Origin of the sequence: Allomuricauda sp. R78024 (assembly GCF_044596045.1) — a bacterium.
GTDB lineage: Bacteria > Bacteroidota > Bacteroidia > Flavobacteriales > Flavobacteriaceae > Flagellimonas.
On the sequence record NZ_CP138995.1, the window covers coordinates 3195468 to 3214361 of the forward strand.

Sequence of the window (18894 nt, forward strand, 5' to 3'; positions counted from 1 at the left end):
CTTAACCCTTTTTGAAAATGAAAAAGACACTACAACTAAAGAGCTATTTTTTATTGATGGTTCTAACGATATTTACATTCTCATCATGCGATGACGAAGAAGACCAAACCGCATTCAACACACGCAACGATGTTCAAAGTAATATTGTACAAACTGCACAAGCTACTGATGCATTAAGTTCCCTTGTAGCTGCATTGACAAAAGCAGATGAAAATGAAGGATCAGATTTAATTGGAGCCTTAAGCGGCAATGGCCCTTTTACCGTATTTGCCCCTACAAATGATGCCTTTACAGCCTTATTATCTGGTTTAGATGGTTTTGAATCCTTAGAGGATTTTGACACTCCTGAAGAAAAAGCATTATTGGCTACGATCCTAAAATATCATGTTGTTTCTGGGGTTGCAGCGGCCTCAACCGACCTTAGCGATGGTCAAACCATTACTACTTTACAAGGAGAAAATGTTACTATAAGCCTAGATGGAGGAGTTTTTGTTTCGGATGTTACAGATACAGATGCTGAGGTAGTAATCCCCAATGTAAATGCTTCCAACGGAATAGTACATGTAATTAACAAAGTGCTATTGCCACAAGAAATTATTGATGCACTTAGTGGTGGTGGAGAAGAAGAAGAAGGGAAGACTTTGGTTGAAATTGTGGTTGAAACAGAAGCCTTATCACTTTTAGAAGTGGCTGTCATTAAAGCTGGCTTGGTTGATACACTAAACAGCGAAGGCCCCTTTACTGTATTTGCTCCAACAGATGATGCTTTTGTAGCGTTATTGGATATTTTAGGTGATGATTATACTTCATTAGAGGATTTTGATACCGATGAGGAGCTAGCGCTTCTTACAAATATATTACTGTATCATGTGGTTCCTGCCAAAGTTTTAGAAGCTGATTTGGCAGTTGGTGAAGTGCCCACTGCTTTTACGGGCAATTCAATAGCTGTTATTGAAAAAGATGGAGGTTTTGTTATCGGTGATGCTTCAGAAGTGGATGCTACCATTACAGGAACGGATATTATGGCCTCCAACGGAGTAGCGCATACCATAAACAAGGTATTACTTCCTCAAGCCGCTTTGGATTTTGTTGCACAACTACAATTAAAGAACATAGTAGAAATTGCAATAGAGACCAACGACCTAAGCCTATTGGTAAAGGCATTGCAAACAGCCAACGCTGGACTGGTAGAAACCTTGAGCGGAGTTGGGCCATTTACTGTTTTTGCCCCAACAAATGTAGCTTTTGAAGAGCTTTTGGATATTCTGGGAGATGACTTTCATAGCTTAGAAGATTTTGATACCCCTGAAGAGATTGATATTTTAGTAAAAGTGCTAACCTATCATGTAGTGGCAGGGACCGCGGCTTTCTCAACAGATTTGTCCAACGGGCAACAAATTGAAACTTTCCAAGGCGAAAATGTTGGAATCAATATAAAAAATGGAACTGTACATATTGAAGATGCCACAGATACTAATGCGACAGTTGTTTTGCCAGACGTAGAAGCAAGTAATGGTGTGGTACATATAATTAACAAAGTATTATTACCACAAGAAGTTTTGGATATCTTATTTCCTCCTACCCCTAATATTGTACAATTAGCACAATCTGTAGATGATCTTAGTTTATTGGTAGAGGCTTTAATCCAAGCCGATGCTGATCTTGTAGGAGTATTGAGTGGTGATGGTCCTTTTACCGTATTTGCTCCTACAAATAAAGCTTTTCAAAATTTATTGCATGCCTTAGGAAATCAATACAACAGTCTTGAAGACTTTGATACTGCACAGGAAAAAGCTTTATTGGCTAAAATATTGACCTATCATGTGGTGGCTGGAAGCGCAGTGGCTTCTTCTGATTTGTATAATCATCAAAGATTAAGAACTGTACAAGGTGAATCTTTATTTGCAATTATTAACCATGGAGTCTTTATAAGAGACAAAACCCATGTAGATGCCAAAGTAGTTGGCGCAGATAATGTTGCAAGCAATGGTATTGTACATATTGTAGATAAAGTTCTTTTACCTCAAGAAGTTTTGGATGCACTGCACTAATCTTAACAAATTAAATTTATAATTTTGTAGGCTTTTTATTACTAAAAACTCCTTTGATTTTAATCAAGGGAGTTTCTTTTTTTTATAGGGGTTTACCGTTCGTCGATGACACATCAAAAGAGGTCTCTTTACCATACAAAAACACCCCCTTTGACAACTATTAATTTTTTAGGCAAGTATTATGTCACATCTTTGAAGTCCCAAATCTTTCCAAACTATACCTAATCAGTGGTGAAAGCTCCCCCAAATTCTGGGGGAGTTTTTATTTTGTAGAAATGGATTTTAGCGTTTTCCTGTTTTCTTTTGTGCTTCGGCCTGCTCCATCATTTCACGCATCTTTTTCTGGAACTTGTTTTCCTTTTTAGGCTTTTTCTTGTTCTCCTGAATCTGGGCATGGATTTTATCCTCGTTCAAGATGTATTTTTTGATAGCTAACATAATAAAGATGGTAATCAAATTGGAGACGAAATAATACAAGCTCAAACCACTGGCGTAGTTGTTAAAGAAAAACAACATCATTACAGGAGAAAGGTACATGATAAACTTCATGTTAGGCATACCTGGTTGTTGTTGCATTTGCATACTCTGCCCTGTGGTCATCGTCATATAGAAGAAGATAGCTACCGATGCCAAAATTGGAAATAGACTTACGTGATCTCCATAAAACGGAATGGCAAACGGTAAATTGAAGATGGTATCATAAGAAGATAAATCTTCCGCCCACAAAAATGACTTTTGTCTTAACGCAAAGGACGTTGGAAAAAACATGAACAACGAGTAAAAAATGGGCAACTGTAATAATGCCGGTATACAACCACTCATAGGACTTACCCCTGCCTTATTGTACAGCTTCATGGTTTCTTGCTGCTTTTTCATGGCATTATCCTTCAATCGCTCATTAATCTCAGTAATCTCAGGCTTCAATACTTTCATCTTGGCTTGTGACAGATACGATTTATAAGTAACCGGAGATAAAGCCAAACGAACAATAATCGTCATTATAACAATGGCTATTCCATAAGGAAGAAATGAACTTAAAAAAGTATAGAAGGGTGTAAAAATGTATCGGTTAATCCAACCAAAAATTCCCCACCCAAAAGGAATGGATTCTACCAATCCCAAATCTTTGTACTCATCCAATACTTTTACATCTGTTGGCCCGTAGTACCAGTGCATATTTTGAGAAAGCTCTCCACCCTGCAATTCTAAAGCAGTTTTAGTAGTATATGCCTTTGTAAACAGTGTTTCTTTGCTCTCTTCCTCCACTAAGTTTGTAGAACTCAGTGCCGCACTCTTAAAGTGGGTGTCCGTTGCTAAAATAGAACTGAAAAAATGCTGGCGATAAGACAACCATTTTATATCCGTTTCCGTTTCTTCATCTAAATCACTGCTTTCCGAAAGTTTGCTGATTTTACCCCCATCATGATTATAGGTCAAACGCGTATAACGGTTTTCATAGAGAATACTTTTGTCATGTCTGATTCCTTTAAGATTCCATTCCAAATCAATAGGACGGGTTGAATTAAGAACTCCATTTAGCCCTTGCGATCTAATCGTAAAATCCACCAAATAATCATTAGGTTTCATCTCATACCTATACTCTAAAAATTGATTTTGCGAAATCTTGGCTTTCATGGAAAGCACTTGATTATCTCCGTTATTTGAAAATGAGGGTTCAAAAAACAAGTCCAAAGTGTTCAATACTCTATTATCAGATGTGGAAAAGTTTATTCCGAATTTGGCATTCCCATCTTTCACTAAATATATTGGAACAGAATCATGGTCAACAAAATTCTTCATTCTGGCCTCTATAATCTGGCCCCCTTTATTATCAATCTCTAAATAAAGTATCTCATTCTCCAATTTTGTAGTACCCGTTGAGGCATTAGTAAAACCAAAAGCCCCTACTGAAGTTTTATAACTTGCTACTGCAGTAGAATCTTGCAAGTTAATTGGAGTAGGGTCATTATCTACAACTGGTTCCGCGACAGCTTCCGTTTCCTTTGCTGCTGCTTCAACCTTTTCCTGTTCTGCTTTTTGGGCTTCTAATTCTTCTGGGGTGGGCTGATTTTGGTAAAACATAAAAATGAGTATCCCAAAAATCAATACAAAACCAATAATGGATTTGACGTCCAGTTTCTTTTCTTCCATGAAAGTTATTTAGTGAAAATCTTTATTTCAGGTGGCAAATATATGTCCAAAACTGGAGTTTATGCCAAACTGGCATTAGTTTGTTGCTGCTTTTGCACCAAAACTGCCTTTACAAAACCCACAAACAACGGATGGGGGTTTGCAACCGTACTCCTATATTCTGGATGATACTGTACTCCTACAAACCACGGATGCGACGGAATCTCAATCACCTCAACCAAGCCAGTTTTTGGATTTAGACCCGTGGCCAATAATCCAGCTTCTTCCATTTGAGCTTTATAGTCGTTATTGTATTCAAAACGATGTCTATGACGTTCGGTTATATCCGTTTTGGAATAGACTTTATTTACCAGACTACCTTCTTTGAGTTGGCAATCCCATGCTCCTAAACGCATTGTGCCGCCCATATCTGTAACCAATTTTTGCTCTTCCATTAGGCTAATAACAGGTTCTGGGGTATTCTCATCCATCTCTGTGGAATTAGCGTTTTCCAGACCTAAAACATTCCGTGCAAATTCAATTACTGCCATTTGCATACCTAAACATATCCCTAAAAATGGAACATCATTTTCACGAGCATATTTTACCGCTAAGATTTTGCCCTCAATACCTCTTTCTCCAAAACCAGGGGCTACCAAAATCCCATCCAATCCTTTTAATTTTTCATCAACTTCTGATGCTGTAATATGCTCAGAATGTATAGATCGTATGTCTACCTTTACTTCATTAGCTGCACCTGCATGAATGAAAGATTCTAAAATAGATTTGTAGGAATCTTGAAGTTCAACATATTTGCCAATGAGGCCAATAGTTACTTTATTCTTTGGGTTCTTATGCTTTTTTAAGAACTGCTTCCATTGCTCAAGGTTTGGTTCTGTTTCCTGAGGAAGTGCTAATTTTTCAAGTGTCACTTTGTCCAATCCCTCTTCTTGCATCAATACTGGAACATCATAAATGGTGGATGCATCTATAGATTGAATCACGGCTTCTTTCCTTACATTACAGAAAAGTGCCAGTTTTTCCTTGATGTCATCAGATATTTCGTGCTCAGTTCTACAAACCAGAATATCAGCTTTTATTCCACTCTCCATCAAGGTTTTTACGGAGTGTTGTGTGGGTTTGGTTTTCAGTTCACCTGCTGCAGAAAGAAATGGCACCAAAGTTAGATGTATTACCATCCCATTATTATCTCCCAATTCCCATAAAAGTTGTCTAACGGCTTCTATATATGGTAAAGATTCAATATCACCTACAGTACCTCCAATTTCTGTAATTACAATGTCATAATCCCCACTATTCCCTAAAATCTGAATGCGTTCTTTTATCTCATTGGTAATATGTGGAACAACTTGTACCGTTTTGCCCAAGAATTCACCCCTACGTTCCTTTTCAATAACGCTTTGGTAAATCCTGCCAGTGGTAACATTGTTAGCCTGTGAAGTGCGAACGTTTAGAAAGCGCTCATAATGCCCCAAATCCAGATCCGTCTCGGCCCCATCATCGGTAACATAGCATTCTCCATGCTCATAAGGATTTAATGTTCCTGGATCAACATTGATATAAGGATCTAGTTTTTGTATGGTAGTTCGGTAACCTCTAGCCTGTAGTAACTTGGCTAAAGATGCGGCGATAATTCCTTTACCTAAGGAAGAAGTAACGCCACCCGTAACGAAAATGTACTTGGTTTGTGACATATTGGGAACTCTATTACGGGGCGTAAAGTTACAAATTGCCAGCGAAAAATAAGATCATTACTTAGGAAATTCTTTTCTAATTTTCCTAATCATTGGTTCCAGACCATTGTCCTTTACATCTAACATGGTAATTAAATGTTCTCCAAGCTTTCCTCTTGGAAACCCTTTCTGTCTGAACCACACCAAATAAGCCAAGGGCAAATCTACCAAATAGCAATCTTTGTACTTACCAAAGGGCATTTTATAGTGGGCAAGTTCCAGTAACTTTTCTTTGTCAGGTTGAATTTCCATTTATACTTCTAAAATACTATCTTTCTTGGTATAAACGCCTAATCATGAAGAGAAGAAATTTCATAGCGGCAGCAGCAGTTGGGTCGGCGGGTATTGCAACCACCACATCCTTAGCTCAAAGCCAAAAAAAAAGTAAGGATTTTGATCTAAAAAACAACATTAATCATAGTGTATGTCAATGGTGTTTTGGCCATTTGCCTTTAGAAGAATTTCTTCAAATATTGAATGGGTTAGGGATAAAGGCGATTGATCTTATCGGTCCAAAAGATTGGCCACTTTTGAAAAAGTATGATATTCATTGTTCTATGTGCAATGGTGCAGAAATTAGCTTGACAGAAGGGTGGAACGACCCAAAATACCATGAAGAACTCATAAAGAACTATACAGAGATAATCCCTCAGGTAGCTGAAGCCGGATATACCAATCTCATCTGTTTTAGTGGCAACCGAAGGGGGATTAACGATTATGTAGGGCTACAAAATTGCGTGGACGGACTTTCCAAGATCATGCCTTTGGCAGAAAAACATGGTGTTGTAATTCAAATGGAATTGTTCAATCAGGTCAACCATCCAGATTATATGTGCGATAGCTCCATATGGGGCGTGGAACTCTGCAAACATCTGGGCAGTGACAACTTTAAACTCCTTTTTGATATCTACCATATGCAAATACAAGAAGGCGACATCATCAGAAGTATTCAAAATTATCATCCCTACTTTGGGCACTACCATACCGCGGGTGTACCAGGGCGGCATGAGATTGATGAAACCCAAGAATTGTATTACCCTGCCATCATAAAAGCAATTTTAGATACAGGTTTTACTGGCCACGTGGCACAAGAGTTTATCACAACTTGGGATGACAAGATTGAAGCTCTTAAAGATGCTTTTTTACGGTGCGATGTCTAATTAAATAAGGCTGGTACTATATAATTATTCATTAACTCGTTCGTATAACCATGGGCTTTTCTGTTTCCGTAGTTAGTGGTTGTAATTACAACTACAGCTTCCAATTCTGGAATTGCCAGAACTTTTTGCCCACCATTTCCGGACATATAATATGATCTGTACTTTTTATCACTTCCAAAAGACTTCAACCATAACAAATATCCGTAATCAGTTCCTTCTCTTGCATTTGCCTTAGGTGAAGTTGCTTTTTGAATCCATTCTTTTGAAAGAATTTGTTTTCCGTCCCATTCGCCATTTTGAAGAAACATTTGGATGATCTTTAAAAAATCACGGCTTCTGTATTCACTTCCGCCAGCTGTGTTTAAAACACTGGAAGGCGTATAGTGCAATTTATAATCCTTAATATTTAATGGGTCAAATAAGTTTTGTGCTACAAAACTGTCCAAAGGCATCTCTACAGCATTTTCAACAACTACAGCCATTGTCGCAGCTCCGGCAGAGCAATAGCTCATAGCCCTACCATAAGGGGAGTCTTTCGGTTTAGGCCCAAATGGAAACGAACGTATTGGAAGGTCTACAAAAAACTGAAGCCAATCTTCAACAATATACATGCGCTCTTCATTGCCTCTCGAAAACATATTATCATCATCACATTCAAGCATAGAGCTCATGGTCAACAAATCTTCAATAGTAATCTCTTGTTTTCTAGGATCTTGATTTTTTATGGGCAATTCTGGTTTCAAGTATTTAAAAATTTTTTCCTTTTCTGATTTTATATACCCTTTATCTATAGCAATTCCTGTGAGGATGGTAGCCATAGTTTTAGTTACAGATCGGGTGTTTCTTTTCGTGTTTATATCTGTTCCATTATAGTATTTTTCAAAAACCAGTTTTCCCTGCCTGGCGACCAAAACACTTGTAATCCTCTCATAATCTCCATTATCAATCTTTTTATCCATTTCTTTAAAGAGTGCATGGTCTATTCTGTTTTTCTCTGAAAAGTCCAATTGAGCGCTTAGAGAAGTTGGAATCACAATCATTAATACATACCAGATGAATTTGTTCATTTCTATTGTTTTTTGATTATTTCAACAAAGTAAATCAAGCATTTATGATAAAAATAGAATGATATTAACATGAAACAGGATTAGAGAAACTTTTGCCTAAAGGTTTTTGGGGTTTCTTGGAAACAATTTTTGAATGTTCGTGTAAAATGACTTTGATCAGAAAATCCGCAAGAGTGCGCTATCTCAGTAAGAGAGTAATTCTGATTTCCCAATAGATGAATAGCTTTTTTAATTTTATGGCTTCTAATGTAATCTCCCAATGTGGTATTGAGATATTTTGGGATACTTCGAGACAAGTGCACCGGGTGCACACCCAAAGTTTTGGAAAGTGAGGATAATGTTAAATCATTAGGGTCATCATATATCAATTGTCTTAATTTCTCTATCCATTCCGGTTCTGTTTTTATTGGAGTCAAATCCTCTCCCCATACTTCCTCACAAAGTTGCAAAACCAATACATCTAAAGATACAGTGGAATACTTATCGTTACATTTAAACTCATAGTAGATTTTTGCCAAGGTTTGGTGTAATCTTGGATCTTTCATAAGTCCGCTACCTTCCCAAAGGTTTTCGTTTAGGTTTTTCTTTCCGAAACAATTTCGATCTAATTCAATATGAAAACCTTTTGCTAAACGAGTTTCTTTAGTATTCATGTGCATTTCTTGCCAATTATGAAACAAAAAGCTGCCAGGAGGACACAGTGTAGTACCTCCCCTATTGATATCTTTAAGGTTTCCGTCCAAGACATACATGAAGTAGGGGTTTTCATGATAATGCCAATCTGTTTGCGGTAAATTATAATCATATTCGGAAAAAGAAACACCTACATTCTCTAATTCCAATTTACGGATGCCGTAATAGTTGCCCTTTTCTAGAATTTTCATACACTATAAAGAATACGAAATATGCCAAACGTTACAACCGACAATAAAATTTAGTTTTTATCCAAAGCCTTAGCTATCCTCTTGTTCCACTCCAATTGCTTTTCAGCGTTTCTGGAAAAGCTGGTTTCCCAGTCGTATAAATCTTGAAAATCTTCTAATTCCTTTAAAATTTCCTTGTAGATTTTCCGTATCTCGGCCTTTACGTTATCTGAAAAAGAAGTACGTTTCAGCTTATCCCTCATCTTACGAGCAAAGAGTTCAGAAATATCAAAATGGAGTTGCTCATGACTTAAGATTAGGTCATCGCAGATTTCTGGCTTGTACCAAGATTCATTTGGATAGAAAAAAGCATTTACTTCAAAATCCAGTTCTACCTCATGATGAATTAGATTTGCAGAGTATTTATAACTTATTCCACTTGCTGTAGTGGCTGCAGGTACGGCAGCTGGTGGGATTTTACCTCTAAAATCTGACCAAGTAAGTCGTTTACCGGAATCCCATAAAATGCCCTCTTCAATTTCTTGGGCGTATCCTAAGAAACAAAGAAATAAAAGGCATCCTATAGAAATTACTTTACCCAATGAAATTCAATTATTTTTTCAATATCAGGATGTAAGCTATAATGCACGGGACAGGTATTTGCAGTATTCTTTAAAATTTTCCTATGCTTTTCAGAAATATTGGCAGGGAGTTCCATTTTCACTTCAATTTTAGAAATGCGCCTAGGATTTGCAGCCATGTGTTTGGTAATTTCGGCAGTAGAACCAGATAGGTCTACTTCTAAGTCCCTAGCTTTAATACCCATCATTGTCAGCATGCAACTTCCTAGACCAGTAGCTACCGTATCTGTTGGTGAGAATGCTTGTCCCAATCCGTTGTTATCAACTGGAGCATCTGTAATAAATTCATTGTTAGACCTTAGATGCAAACATGTGGTCCGTAATTCTCCTGTATAAGTAACTTTAGAGGTCATCTAACTTTATTTCTTTAATTCGTAAACTATCATACTCCATTAAATAGCAGGCCGTGTTATAATATCCAGAAGACCTATTATTCAAATAGTTGAAACTGTTCCCTGTATATTCTGTAAGCCCAATAATTTTGGAGGTTTCAAAAAGGTTGTTTTTATGGGCCAGTTTCAGTAAAACATCAAAGGTCACATCAAAACCCCGCACTGCATAACGATCAGGTTTTAAACCTTTGTACCGCTTTCTATATGCTTTAGTAAAGGCATCAGTTCCCGCTTCTCTATAAAAAGAAGGGTAACTAAATTTTAAATTGGAAAGGTGGGTGCTGGATACTGCATCGCTTTCAAAGGCGCTATTAAAATTTGTAGTGAACATTCTTACGGGAGCCTCTTCAGAAATTGCTGAATTTAGAATAGAACTAACGCTAGAAACCATATTGGGTTGATCTGTTTCCACAAATACCCAGTTCTCCTTAGTTTCAGAAAGCATAATCAAAAACTCGTCTAAGTGCAATGACTTATTATCAATGATTTTTGCAATTTGAGCAGTAGGAAACTTGGATATAATAGAGTCATAGGCCACTTGATGAGTAGAATCGGCAATAATAACTACATTTTGATCTGTGTAGTTTTTTTCCATGTAGGAAAGCATTTTTTGTCGAAGAATATCATCTGTTGGAACTGAGAAATATACATTGCTATGACTCAATTGACTATCTGAAGCTATTGGAGAGATCACAGGAATATTTTTTGAAGCAGCCTGAACCGCCACCTCATTTAAAGCTCCTGAAGATACCGGACCGATAATGGCGTTTACCCCTAAAAGATTTTCCCTAAATAAAATTTCTTTGACCTTTGTTTGACTTAGCTCCGTATCAAAAGTTTTTACATCAACAGAGACACCCATTTTCTTAATAGAGTCCAAGGCGACCAATGCTCCCGAATAGAATCCAACACTTAAACTGATGTCTCTTCTTGTTTCTATTTGACTAATGGTCTTCTTTCTATCCTTAAAATCAACCCTATCCAATCTAAAAGGTAGCATAAAAACCAATTTTGGTCTGTTTAGAACATTGATGCTATCTATCAAACTAATTTTATCTAAGACAAGCGCATTTTTAACTTCTAGACCATTACCACTATCCTTAGGAAGTTTTAAAACCATACCAGCTTTAAGTCCATTTTCCAAATCTGGGTTCAATTGAAACAATTCATCCCTTGTAATCTTTAAGTTTTGGGTAAGTCTAAAGATATTTTGCTTAGGTTTTACTTCATAAAAAATGAAATTTTCTGTATTTACTTCTCCTGAGGTATCCTTTTTCTTGGGAAGACGAATAACCATTCCTTCCTTAAGGCCGCCAAGTTTCATAATTTCTGGATTCAGTTTTACAATGGAATCCGAAGGAATACCATACTCTTTTCCTAAACTGTATAGAGTTTGTTTGGGTGGCACTGTAAAAGAAGTATATAAATCTACTTGTTGATTTTCTAGGCTGTCACCTTTAGGTCTTGGTAAATTTAGTTCTTGGCCCACCGCCAAATAATCTGAGCTTTTACTTAGATCAGGATTTAGTATAACCAAGCTATCAACCGTAATTCCGTACTTATGGGCAATACTCCATCTAGTCTCTTTAGGTTGTACCGTATACGTTTCAAAATCAAGTGCACGTTCATCCTCTGGTGTAGGCTCTGGGAATTTCGGCACTTGTAATATCATACCCTTTTTTAGTGGTTCCGAATACAATTGTCTGTTGTACCGTTTCAACTGCTCTTCTGTGATTTTGTAGCGTTGTGTAAGTCCAAACAAGGTTTCTCTTTTCCTTACCCTATGTCTAGAAAAGCTCAAAGGTTTTTCTTGTTCCTCGGTCTTTTCCACTTTAGGTTTTTCCTCTTGGGTTATTACGGAACCATCTAATGGAATAATTAAGATTGTATTTGCTTTTACATCCGAAGCTGTTTTAATCTCCTTATTGGATTGTAAAATGGTGAAAGGGGTGACCCTATACTTTTGGGAGATACTTTGTAAAGTCTCCCCTTCTTTAACCGCATGAGTTGTATACTTCTGAGCAGAAACTTGAATTGAAGCCAAGAAAAAGACAACAATGCTAAGTCTTAAAATATGTTTTTTCATTCCCATTCTATAGTTGCAGGTGGCTTTGAGCTAATGTCATACACTACTCTATTAACGCCTTTGACCTTATTTATTATATCATTGGATGTCTTTTGTAGGAATTCATAGGGCAAATTGACCCAATCTGCAGTCATACCATCAGTGCTTTCTACAGCTCTTAAAGCTACACATTTTTCATATGTACGTTCGTCTCCCATTACTCCTACACTATTTACGGGTAAAAGCATAGCTCCGGCCTGCCATACCTTATCATATAATCCCCATTTTTTCAATCCATCAATAAAAATAGCATCCACTTCTTGCAAAATGGACACCTTTTCTTCTGTAATGTCACCTAAAATACGGATTCCCAAACCTGGGCCGGGAAAAGGATGGCGACCAAGAATCGTTGGGTCCATATCTAAATTTCTTCCAACCCTTCGTACCTCATCTTTAAATAACAATTGCAGCGGTTCCACAATTTTCAATTTCATATAATCAGGCAATCCGCCTACGTTGTGATGACTTTTAATAACTGCCGAAGGTCCTCCACTTGCTGAAACCGATTCAATCCGGTCAGGGTAAATAGTACCTTGGGCCAGCCATTTTGCGTTTTCTACCTGATGTGCCTCATCATCAAAAACTTCAATAAACACCCTGCCAATGATCTTTCTTTTTCCTTCAGGATCCGATTCTCCTTTCAGAGCATCCAAAAAACGTGCCGAAGCATCAACGCCCTTTACATTTAAGCCCATGTGCTTGTACTGATCCAGTACGCTTTCAAACTCATTTTTTCTAAGCAATCCATTGTTCACAAAGATGCAATGCAAATGTGGCCCAATAGCTTTATGCAATAACATGGCCGCCACACTTGAATCCACTCCTCCAGAAAGGCCTAGGATTACTTTATCATCTCCAATTTTTTCTTTGAGTTCTTCTACGGTGGTTTCCACAAAAGCATCCGGGGTCCAATCCTGTTGTAGACCTGCAATATTTACCAGAAAGTTTTCCAATAGCTTTTTTCCATCTTTAGTATGATATACCTCTGGATGGAACTGAATACCAAACGTTTTTTCATCCTCAATTCGAAAAGCAGCATTTTCTACATCCTGCGTGCTTGCTAAACGTGTTGCGCCGTCAGGCAATTCCTTTATGGTATCACTATGGCTCATCCAAACCTGGCTGTTTTCATCAATACCTTTTAAAAATTCCTCGTTTTCCTTTACATAGGATAGATTTGCCCTTCCATATTCTCGAGTGGCTGATGGTGCCACATTACCTCCGTGAAAGTGCGCCAAATATTGAGCTCCATAGCAAATGCCCAGCAAAGGTTTTTTTCCTTTTATCTCAGATAAATCTGGATGTGGGACATTATCTCCTCTAACAGAATGTGGAGACCCAGAGAGTATTACCGCTTTATAGGCTGATAAATCCTTGGGTGGATTGTTATAAGGTTTTATTTCTGAGTAAATGTTAAGCTCCCTAACGCGTCTTGCGATCAATTGTGTGTACTGGGAACCAAAATCTAGGATAAGTACGTTGTTATGCATGGGCAAAAATAGCAATTTGCTTCAGTAGAAAAAGTATCTTTTCAGGGATATTTATAACAACTTTTTTAAGGGTTTATCAACATAGCTTTATCGTCTCTGTTTTCTTGCTTTTATTGACTCTTTTTAGCCTAAAACGACTAGAATATAACGTTAAGTAGTTTTTTTCTTAACATTATTCATCATTTCTTTGCGTTTCCTAAACACACAAACCATGATTAAAGGATTTATCTTCGATTTAGACGGGGTCATTACCGATACGGCAGAATCTCATTACAAAGCATGGAAAAAACTATCTGATGACATGGGTTGGAATTTTGACCATGAGGTTAATGATAAACTCCGGGGTATTTCCCGCATGGATTCCATCCAAGTCATCTTAGACCATAACAATACTACTCTAGATGAGAAGACTTTAGCGACCCTTGCGACTAAAAAAAATGACATTTACGTTACCAGTCTTGAGACCATGACTCCTGATGATTACCTACCTGGGGCCAAAGAATTGTTGACCCATTTAAGAACAGAAGGATTTAGTGTAGCATTGGGAAGCGCCAGTAAAAATGCGATAAAAGTGCTACAACAGTTAAATGCATCTGGGTACTTTGATGTTATTGGCGACGGTAATAGTGTTTCCAAAAGCAAACCAGAACCAGATATTTTTCTATATGGTGCTGAAAAATTAAATCTACAGCCTGAAGAATGCATTGTTTTTGAAGATGCAGAAAGCGGTATTGATGCAGCTAAAGCTGGAGGCTTCCATAGTGTGGGCATTGGGCCTAAAGACAGAGTAGGTCATGCAGATTTACGTTTTGACACCATGGCCGAAGCTACATTATTCGAAATAAAATCATACTTTAAAGACTTATTTTAAAGGTCTTTAAAAATGAAAAATACATGCTGTGCTTTACTCACCCTTTTCATGGGTGTTTCTATTCTTGCTCAAGAAGATGGGTGGAGCATTTCCTCTAAAAAAGTAGAAAAATATACTGGAATTGTAACCGCAAATGGAAGAATAGGGATTTTACCCGAGGACAAACCTTTCCAAACCAAATCCATAATTCTCAATAATGTATATGACAAAGAATCTCCTTTGGGGGTAAGTCGTATTCTACTGGGAATGAACTTCGCAAATATGGAGATTGAAGTTGATGGCGAAAAAATCACTGAAAAAAATGTATCCAATTGGCAACAGACACTAAATATGAAGACTGCTGGTTTCACCACCAGTTTTATATTTAAAGACAAAGCAAAAGTTTCTTACACCATTTATGCATTACGCAATGTTCAGTATTCGGGTTATATAGATGTTCAAATAGAACCATTAAAAAAAATCGATGTAAAAGCAACTGGAATTATAAGCACTCCGGGCGAATATCATAGTCCTAACAGTACTTTTAGGGTGCTTCAAGATTTGGAAACCACAATGCCCATTCTGCAAACTGTTGCGGAAAGCCGTTTGGGTAAGCATATTGTAGGCACTTCGGCTACATTTATTTGGCATGCCATCAATTCAACACGAGAACATGAACGTCCAGAGCTTATTCATGAGCAAGTTTCCGCTTATGATAACCGTTTGTCATTTAAAAAGACCTTAAAAAAAGGAGATACTTTTCAATTTGCTTGGACCGGTGCAGAATGCTCTACCCAAGATTTTGATGATCCACAAACAGAGTCTGAACGATTTGTAATTTTCAATTTGTTGACTCCAAGGGCTGACTTATTGGGGCAACATAAAAAACTGTGGGAAGAATTGTGGGAGGGAGATATTATTATTGAGGGAAATTTACAAGATCAGTTAGATGTTCGTTTGGCCTTGTATCATTTGTATGCCTTTTCTAGAGGAGATTCTGATTTGAGCATAGCACCCATGGGACTATCCTCACAGAGTTACAACGGACATATTTTTTGGGATTCAGAGCTTTGGATGTTCCCACCCCTTCTCTTATTGAACCAAGACATTGCACGTTCCTTGGTCAATTATCGCTCAGACAGACTAGGCAAAGCCAAAGAAAAAGCAATCAATTTTGGATACAAAGGTGCTATGTTCCCATGGGAAAGTGATGATACGGGTGAGGAGGCTACTCCGGCATGGGCCTTGACAGGAACTTTTGAGCATCATATTACTGCAGATGTCTCCATTGCTTTTTGGAACTACTATCGCGTTTCTCAAAATTTAGAATGGTTAAAATCCAAAGGATATCCATTAATGAAGGAAGTTGCGGATTATTGGGTAAGCCGTGCCATAAAAAATGAAGATGGGACCTACAGCATTAAGAATGTAGTTGGTGCGAATGAATTTGCTCCCAATGTGGATGACAATGCCTTTACCAATGGCTCGGCCATAACAGCATTGCAATATGCCACAGAAGCTGCAAAAACAGTTGGAGAAACAGCGGACCCACTGTGGAATAAGGTTGCTTCCAAAATCAGGATATTAAAATTTGAAGATGGAACAACTAAGGAGCATGCCACTTACAATGGGGAACGCATAAAACAGGCAGATGTCAATCTATTGACCTATCCTTTGGATGTGGTAAACGATGAGGAAACGGTGTTGAAAGATTTGAAATACTACGAACCCAAATTGGCGGAAGAAGGCCCAGCCATGGGTCAATCCGTGTTTGCTGTTATTTATGCACGTTTGGGTAATGCCAAAGAAGCATACCGATTATTTAGGAGAAGTTATGAGCCTAACAAAAGACCTCCTTTTGGTGCTCTGGCTGAAGCCGCAACAAGCGATAATCCTTATTTTGCAACTGGCGCAGGCGGCATGCTACAAGTAGTCTTATTTGGTTTTGGTGGGTTGGACATTACTAATGAAGGAATTGTTCAAAAAAATCCTATTCTACCTAAAGAATGGAAATCATTAATCATAAAAGGAGTAGGGCCAGGTAAAGAAACGTTTAAACTAGAATAATCCGTAATAATCTATTTTCCAAAAAGTTGGGTGTAATTACCTATCTTTAAGGGGTAATCCAACCCTTATGAAAATCAAATCTAAAATTTTAGGATTATTATTTCTTGCTACGTTTTTTGCAGTATCAATTTCGTGTACAAAAGATGATATTGCAGAAGAAGAACTATCTATAGAAAATTTAAAAATTGAAACAGAAAATTCTGCTGAAACATCAGGTAGCAGCACTAGGCCTGAATCAATGCGTTCTTCGGCTAGTGGAGCTAATTGACTTATATCGCTTGACTAGGTTCTCAAAATTTAAATTGAAAAATTTTTAATTTTAAAAAGCTTGGTTTAAAATTCCTTATTTTTAGAAGATAAACCAACCCCTTTGAAAACCTCAATCTCCCTCCTTTTTGTATTTCTTGGTTTTTCCCTATTTATTTTTGGACAGGAAAATCAGAAATTGGATAGCATCTTAAAAGTATACCATTCCCAAGCCGATGGTATTGAAAAGGTAAAGACTTTGGATGAACTTTTTAAAGCTAAATTTGGCCTAGAAACTCCTGAAGAAGCATTGAGCTATGCAAAAGAACAATTAGAGTTATCCAAAAAAATAGATTACACTCAAGGAACAGCCAATGCTTACCTAAATATGGCTAGACACTTTGGAGCCCATAGAAATCTTGACTCTACAATCTATTATTCTAAGCTTGCAAAAGGTATTTACGAAGAACTAAAAGATTTGACAAATCAATATAACATTCTTTTAAACTGGGCTAAATTGGAAAACCTTGAAGGTAGTTTCGAAAAGGCTTTAAACCTCAACGACGAAACCATACTCATAGCAAAAAACCTAGGCGATGGAGAACTGACTTCTGATGCTTTTTCCCAGAAATCGACCACTTATGTTGATAAAGGAAACTATAAGAAAGCAGTCGAAAATTTATTGCTTTCACTGAGGGCATTGGACACTTTAACAATTCCAAAACCTATGAAGGTTGGAATTTTAAAGGCCAAGTATGGTAGAATTGAACTTCTTCGTCGCAACTATGGAGATGTACTTCAACCACTTTCCGAAAGTCTGGAAATTTTTAAAGAGCAAAATGATAAAATATGGCAAGCAAATGTTTATATGGAATTAGGCTCCCTATTTTATCATCTGAAAGAGTATGACAAGTCGTTGGAAAACTACCATAATAGTTTAGAAGTTAGTCATGCAATGAAAAGGGATGATTATGTTGCTGCCAATTTGGGAAACATTGGTGCAGTGTTTATGGAACAAAAAGAATATGACAAAGCATTGGAATATTTTTTCAAATCCATAGCAACCGCAAGCAAACGTGGTTCTGTAAATAATGAGATAATTGGATATAATGACATTACCAATGCCTACAGGGGTAAAAAGAATTATATAAAAGCACTGGAGTACAATTCCAAATCAATAAACCTAGCAGATTCTGTTGGATCACTGGTATATCTCAAAGATGCTTACCGAGATAGATCCATAATCCATGAAAAAATGGGGCTCTATAGCGAAGCTTTAAGCAATCGGAAAAAGTATGAAAGGTTAAATGACTCTATTTTTAATTCGAACAAGTTCAAACAAATTGAAGAATTAAAAACGCAGTATGAAACTGAAAAAAAAGAACAACAAATAGTTCTGCAAGAAAAGGAAATAACGGTTTTAGAACAGCAAGCATCAATCAGCAATCTTCAAAAGCTACTTTTGGGTATTGGTCTTTTACTCTCTTTAATTGGTTTTTACGCCATTCGCCAAAAATTAAAACGCAACAAGCTCGAAAAAGAAAAAGTAGATTCTGAATTGGCCTTTAAAAAGAAAGAACTGACCACCCATGCGTTGCACCTTGCCAAAAAGAACGAAGTTTTGGAAAGCCTAAAACAAAAGGCCCAGGAGCTCAAAGAAAATGAAGAGTCCAAAAAGGGCTATCAGCAATTGATTCGTACCATTAATTTTGACCTTCAGGACGACAATAATTGGGAAAATTTTGCGCGTTATTTTGAAGAAGTACACAAAGATTTCAATAGTAATGTAAAATCCAAATTTCCGGATGTCACCTCAAATGAACTTCGTTTAATGGCGCTTTTAAAAATGAATCTTTCCTCAAAAGAGATTGCCAATATCCTTAATATTTCACCCGAAGGGATAAAAAAAGCACGTTATCGACTACGTAAAAAACTGGATATCACCACAGAAGACTCTTTACAAGATTTAGTGCTAAGCCTTTAAAAATAGGTGCTAACAAAGAAGTCCACTCTTTGTCCTCATGCAAATTTTGGTGTGTCCACCCATTGTCCACCCCT

Annotated in this window: 15 protein-coding genes; 6 read left to right on the plus strand and 9 right to left on the minus strand. The window is 37.3% G+C overall.

All coding sequences use genetic code 11. The features are described 5' to 3' along the window. Nucleotides 1–17 precede the first annotated feature (17 nt). Entirely contained in the window at nt 18–2051 is a 2034-nt protein-coding gene (locus tag SJY44_RS14405) for a fasciclin domain-containing protein (protein WP_396590264.1), read from the plus strand. A 282-nt stretch (nt 2052–2333) separates the two neighbouring features. On the opposite strand, the gene yidC is transcribed toward SJY44_RS14405, so the two are convergent. Genes yidC through SJY44_RS14420 form a run of 3 tightly spaced genes read right to left on the minus strand, consistent with a single transcriptional unit; the run spans nt 2334 to nt 6187 of the window. Beyond that, entirely contained in the window at nt 2334–4202 is a 1869-nt protein-coding gene (gene yidC / locus SJY44_RS14410) for a membrane protein insertase YidC (protein WP_396590265.1), read from the minus strand. Nucleotides 4203–4261: 59 nt separating this feature from the next. Then, nucleotides 4262–5896: a CTP synthase gene (locus tag SJY44_RS14415; protein WP_396590266.1), complete on the minus strand. Its 1635-nt coding sequence runs from the start codon at nt 5894–5896 to the stop codon at nt 4262–4264. 57 nt (nt 5897–5953) lie between these two features. Then, complete coding sequence (locus tag SJY44_RS14420) at nt 5954–6187, minus strand: DUF3820 family protein (protein WP_396590267.1); 234 nt, start codon at nt 6185–6187, stop codon at nt 5954–5956. 44 nt (nt 6188–6231) lie between these two features. Between SJY44_RS14420 and SJY44_RS14425 the strand changes: the two genes are divergently transcribed. Beyond that, the gene (locus tag SJY44_RS14425; RefSeq protein WP_396590268.1) at nt 6232–7095 is read left to right on the plus strand and encodes a hydroxypyruvate isomerase family protein; all 864 of its coding nucleotides are present in this window, start codon (nt 6232–6234) and stop codon (nt 7093–7095) included. Here SJY44_RS14425 and SJY44_RS14430 read toward each other — a convergent pair. From SJY44_RS14430 to guaA, 6 genes are all read right to left on the minus strand, one after another. Further along, nucleotides 7092–8162 (minus strand): serine hydrolase domain-containing protein, encoded by a 1071-nt coding sequence (locus SJY44_RS14430; RefSeq protein WP_396590269.1) that lies wholly within the window; start codon nt 8160–8162, stop codon nt 7092–7094. The genes SJY44_RS14425 and SJY44_RS14430 overlap by 4 nt on opposite strands. Nucleotides 8163–8242: 80 nt before the next feature. Continuing rightward, a complete protein-coding gene (locus SJY44_RS14435; protein WP_298927730.1) occupies nt 8243–9046 on the minus strand; it encodes a helix-turn-helix transcriptional regulator in 804 nt (267 codons plus the stop codon). A gap of 50 nt (nt 9047–9096) precedes the next feature. After that, on the minus strand, nt 9097–9627 hold the full coding sequence (locus SJY44_RS14440) for a DUF922 domain-containing protein (protein ID WP_396590270.1): 531 nt from the start codon (nt 9625–9627) through the stop codon (nt 9097–9099). After that, complete coding sequence (locus SJY44_RS14445; protein ID WP_396590271.1) at nt 9615–10019, minus strand: OsmC family protein; 405 nt, start codon at nt 10017–10019, stop codon at nt 9615–9617. The genes SJY44_RS14440 and SJY44_RS14445 overlap by 13 nt, the downstream gene beginning before the upstream one ends. Then, nucleotides 10009–12144 (minus strand): LysM peptidoglycan-binding domain-containing protein, encoded by a 2136-nt coding sequence (locus SJY44_RS14450; protein WP_396590272.1) that lies wholly within the window; start codon nt 12142–12144, stop codon nt 10009–10011. Before SJY44_RS14450 ends, SJY44_RS14445 begins: the two co-directional genes overlap by 11 nt. Then, nucleotides 12141–13673, minus strand: coding sequence for a glutamine-hydrolyzing GMP synthase (guaA, locus tag SJY44_RS14455; RefSeq protein WP_396590273.1), 1533 nt, complete (start codon nt 13671–13673; stop codon nt 12141–12143). Before guaA ends, SJY44_RS14450 begins: the two co-directional genes overlap by 4 nt. A gap of 211 nt (nt 13674–13884) precedes the next feature. Between guaA and pgmB the strand changes: the two genes are divergently transcribed. From pgmB to SJY44_RS14475, 4 genes are all read left to right on the plus strand, one after another. Beyond that, on the plus strand, nt 13885–14544 hold the full coding sequence (gene pgmB / locus SJY44_RS14460; protein ID WP_396590274.1) for a beta-phosphoglucomutase: 660 nt from the start codon (nt 13885–13887) through the stop codon (nt 14542–14544). A gap of 12 nt (nt 14545–14556) precedes the next feature. Further along, entirely contained in the window at nt 14557–16590 is a 2034-nt protein-coding gene (locus tag SJY44_RS14465) for a glycosyl hydrolase family 95 catalytic domain-containing protein (RefSeq protein WP_396590275.1), read from the plus strand. A 67-nt stretch (nt 16591–16657) separates the two neighbouring features. Then, nucleotides 16658–16858 carry a hypothetical protein gene (locus SJY44_RS14470; protein WP_396590276.1) on the plus strand — a complete coding sequence of 67 codons (201 nt, stop codon included), beginning with the start codon at nt 16658–16660 and terminating at the stop codon, nt 16856–16858. A gap of 102 nt (nt 16859–16960) precedes the next feature. Continuing rightward, entirely contained in the window at nt 16961–18820 is a 1860-nt protein-coding gene (locus tag SJY44_RS14475; RefSeq protein WP_396590277.1) for a tetratricopeptide repeat protein, read from the plus strand. Nucleotides 18821–18894: the final 74 nt, after the last annotated feature.

Coding starts and splice junctions, on each gene's coding strand:
- SJY44_RS14435 (WP_298927730.1), bottom strand. CDS start 9,046: ATGAAAATTCTAGAAAAGGGCAACTATTACGGCATCCGTAAATTGGAA.
- SJY44_RS14465 (WP_396590275.1), top strand. CDS start 14,557: ATGAAAAATACATGCTGTGCTTTACTCACCCTTTTCATGGGTGTTTCT.
- SJY44_RS14415 (WP_396590266.1), bottom strand. CDS start 5,896: ATGTCACAAACCAAGTACATTTTCGTTACGGGTGGCGTTACTTCTTCC.
- SJY44_RS14445 (WP_396590271.1), bottom strand. CDS start 10,019: ATGACCTCTAAAGTTACTTATACAGGAGAATTACGGACCACATGTTTG.
- SJY44_RS14405 (WP_396590264.1), top strand. CDS start 18: ATGAAAAAGACACTACAACTAAAGAGCTATTTTTTATTGATGGTTCTA.
- pgmB (WP_396590274.1), top strand. CDS start 13,885: ATGATTAAAGGATTTATCTTCGATTTAGACGGGGTCATTACCGATACG.
- SJY44_RS14450 (WP_396590272.1), bottom strand. CDS start 12,144: ATGAAAAAACATATTTTAAGACTTAGCATTGTTGTCTTTTTCTTGGCT.
- SJY44_RS14420 (WP_396590267.1), bottom strand. CDS start 6,187: ATGGAAATTCAACCTGACAAAGAAAAGTTACTGGAACTTGCCCACTAT.
- SJY44_RS14470 (WP_396590276.1), top strand. CDS start 16,658: ATGAAAATCAAATCTAAAATTTTAGGATTATTATTTCTTGCTACGTTT.
- yidC (WP_396590265.1), bottom strand. CDS start 4,202: ATGGAAGAAAAGAAACTGGACGTCAAATCCATTATTGGTTTTGTATTG.
- SJY44_RS14425 (WP_396590268.1), top strand. CDS start 6,232: ATGAAGAGAAGAAATTTCATAGCGGCAGCAGCAGTTGGGTCGGCGGGT.
- SJY44_RS14430 (WP_396590269.1), bottom strand. CDS start 8,162: ATGAACAAATTCATCTGGTATGTATTAATGATTGTGATTCCAACTTCT.
- guaA (WP_396590273.1), bottom strand. CDS start 13,673: ATGCATAACAACGTACTTATCCTAGATTTTGGTTCCCAGTACACACAA.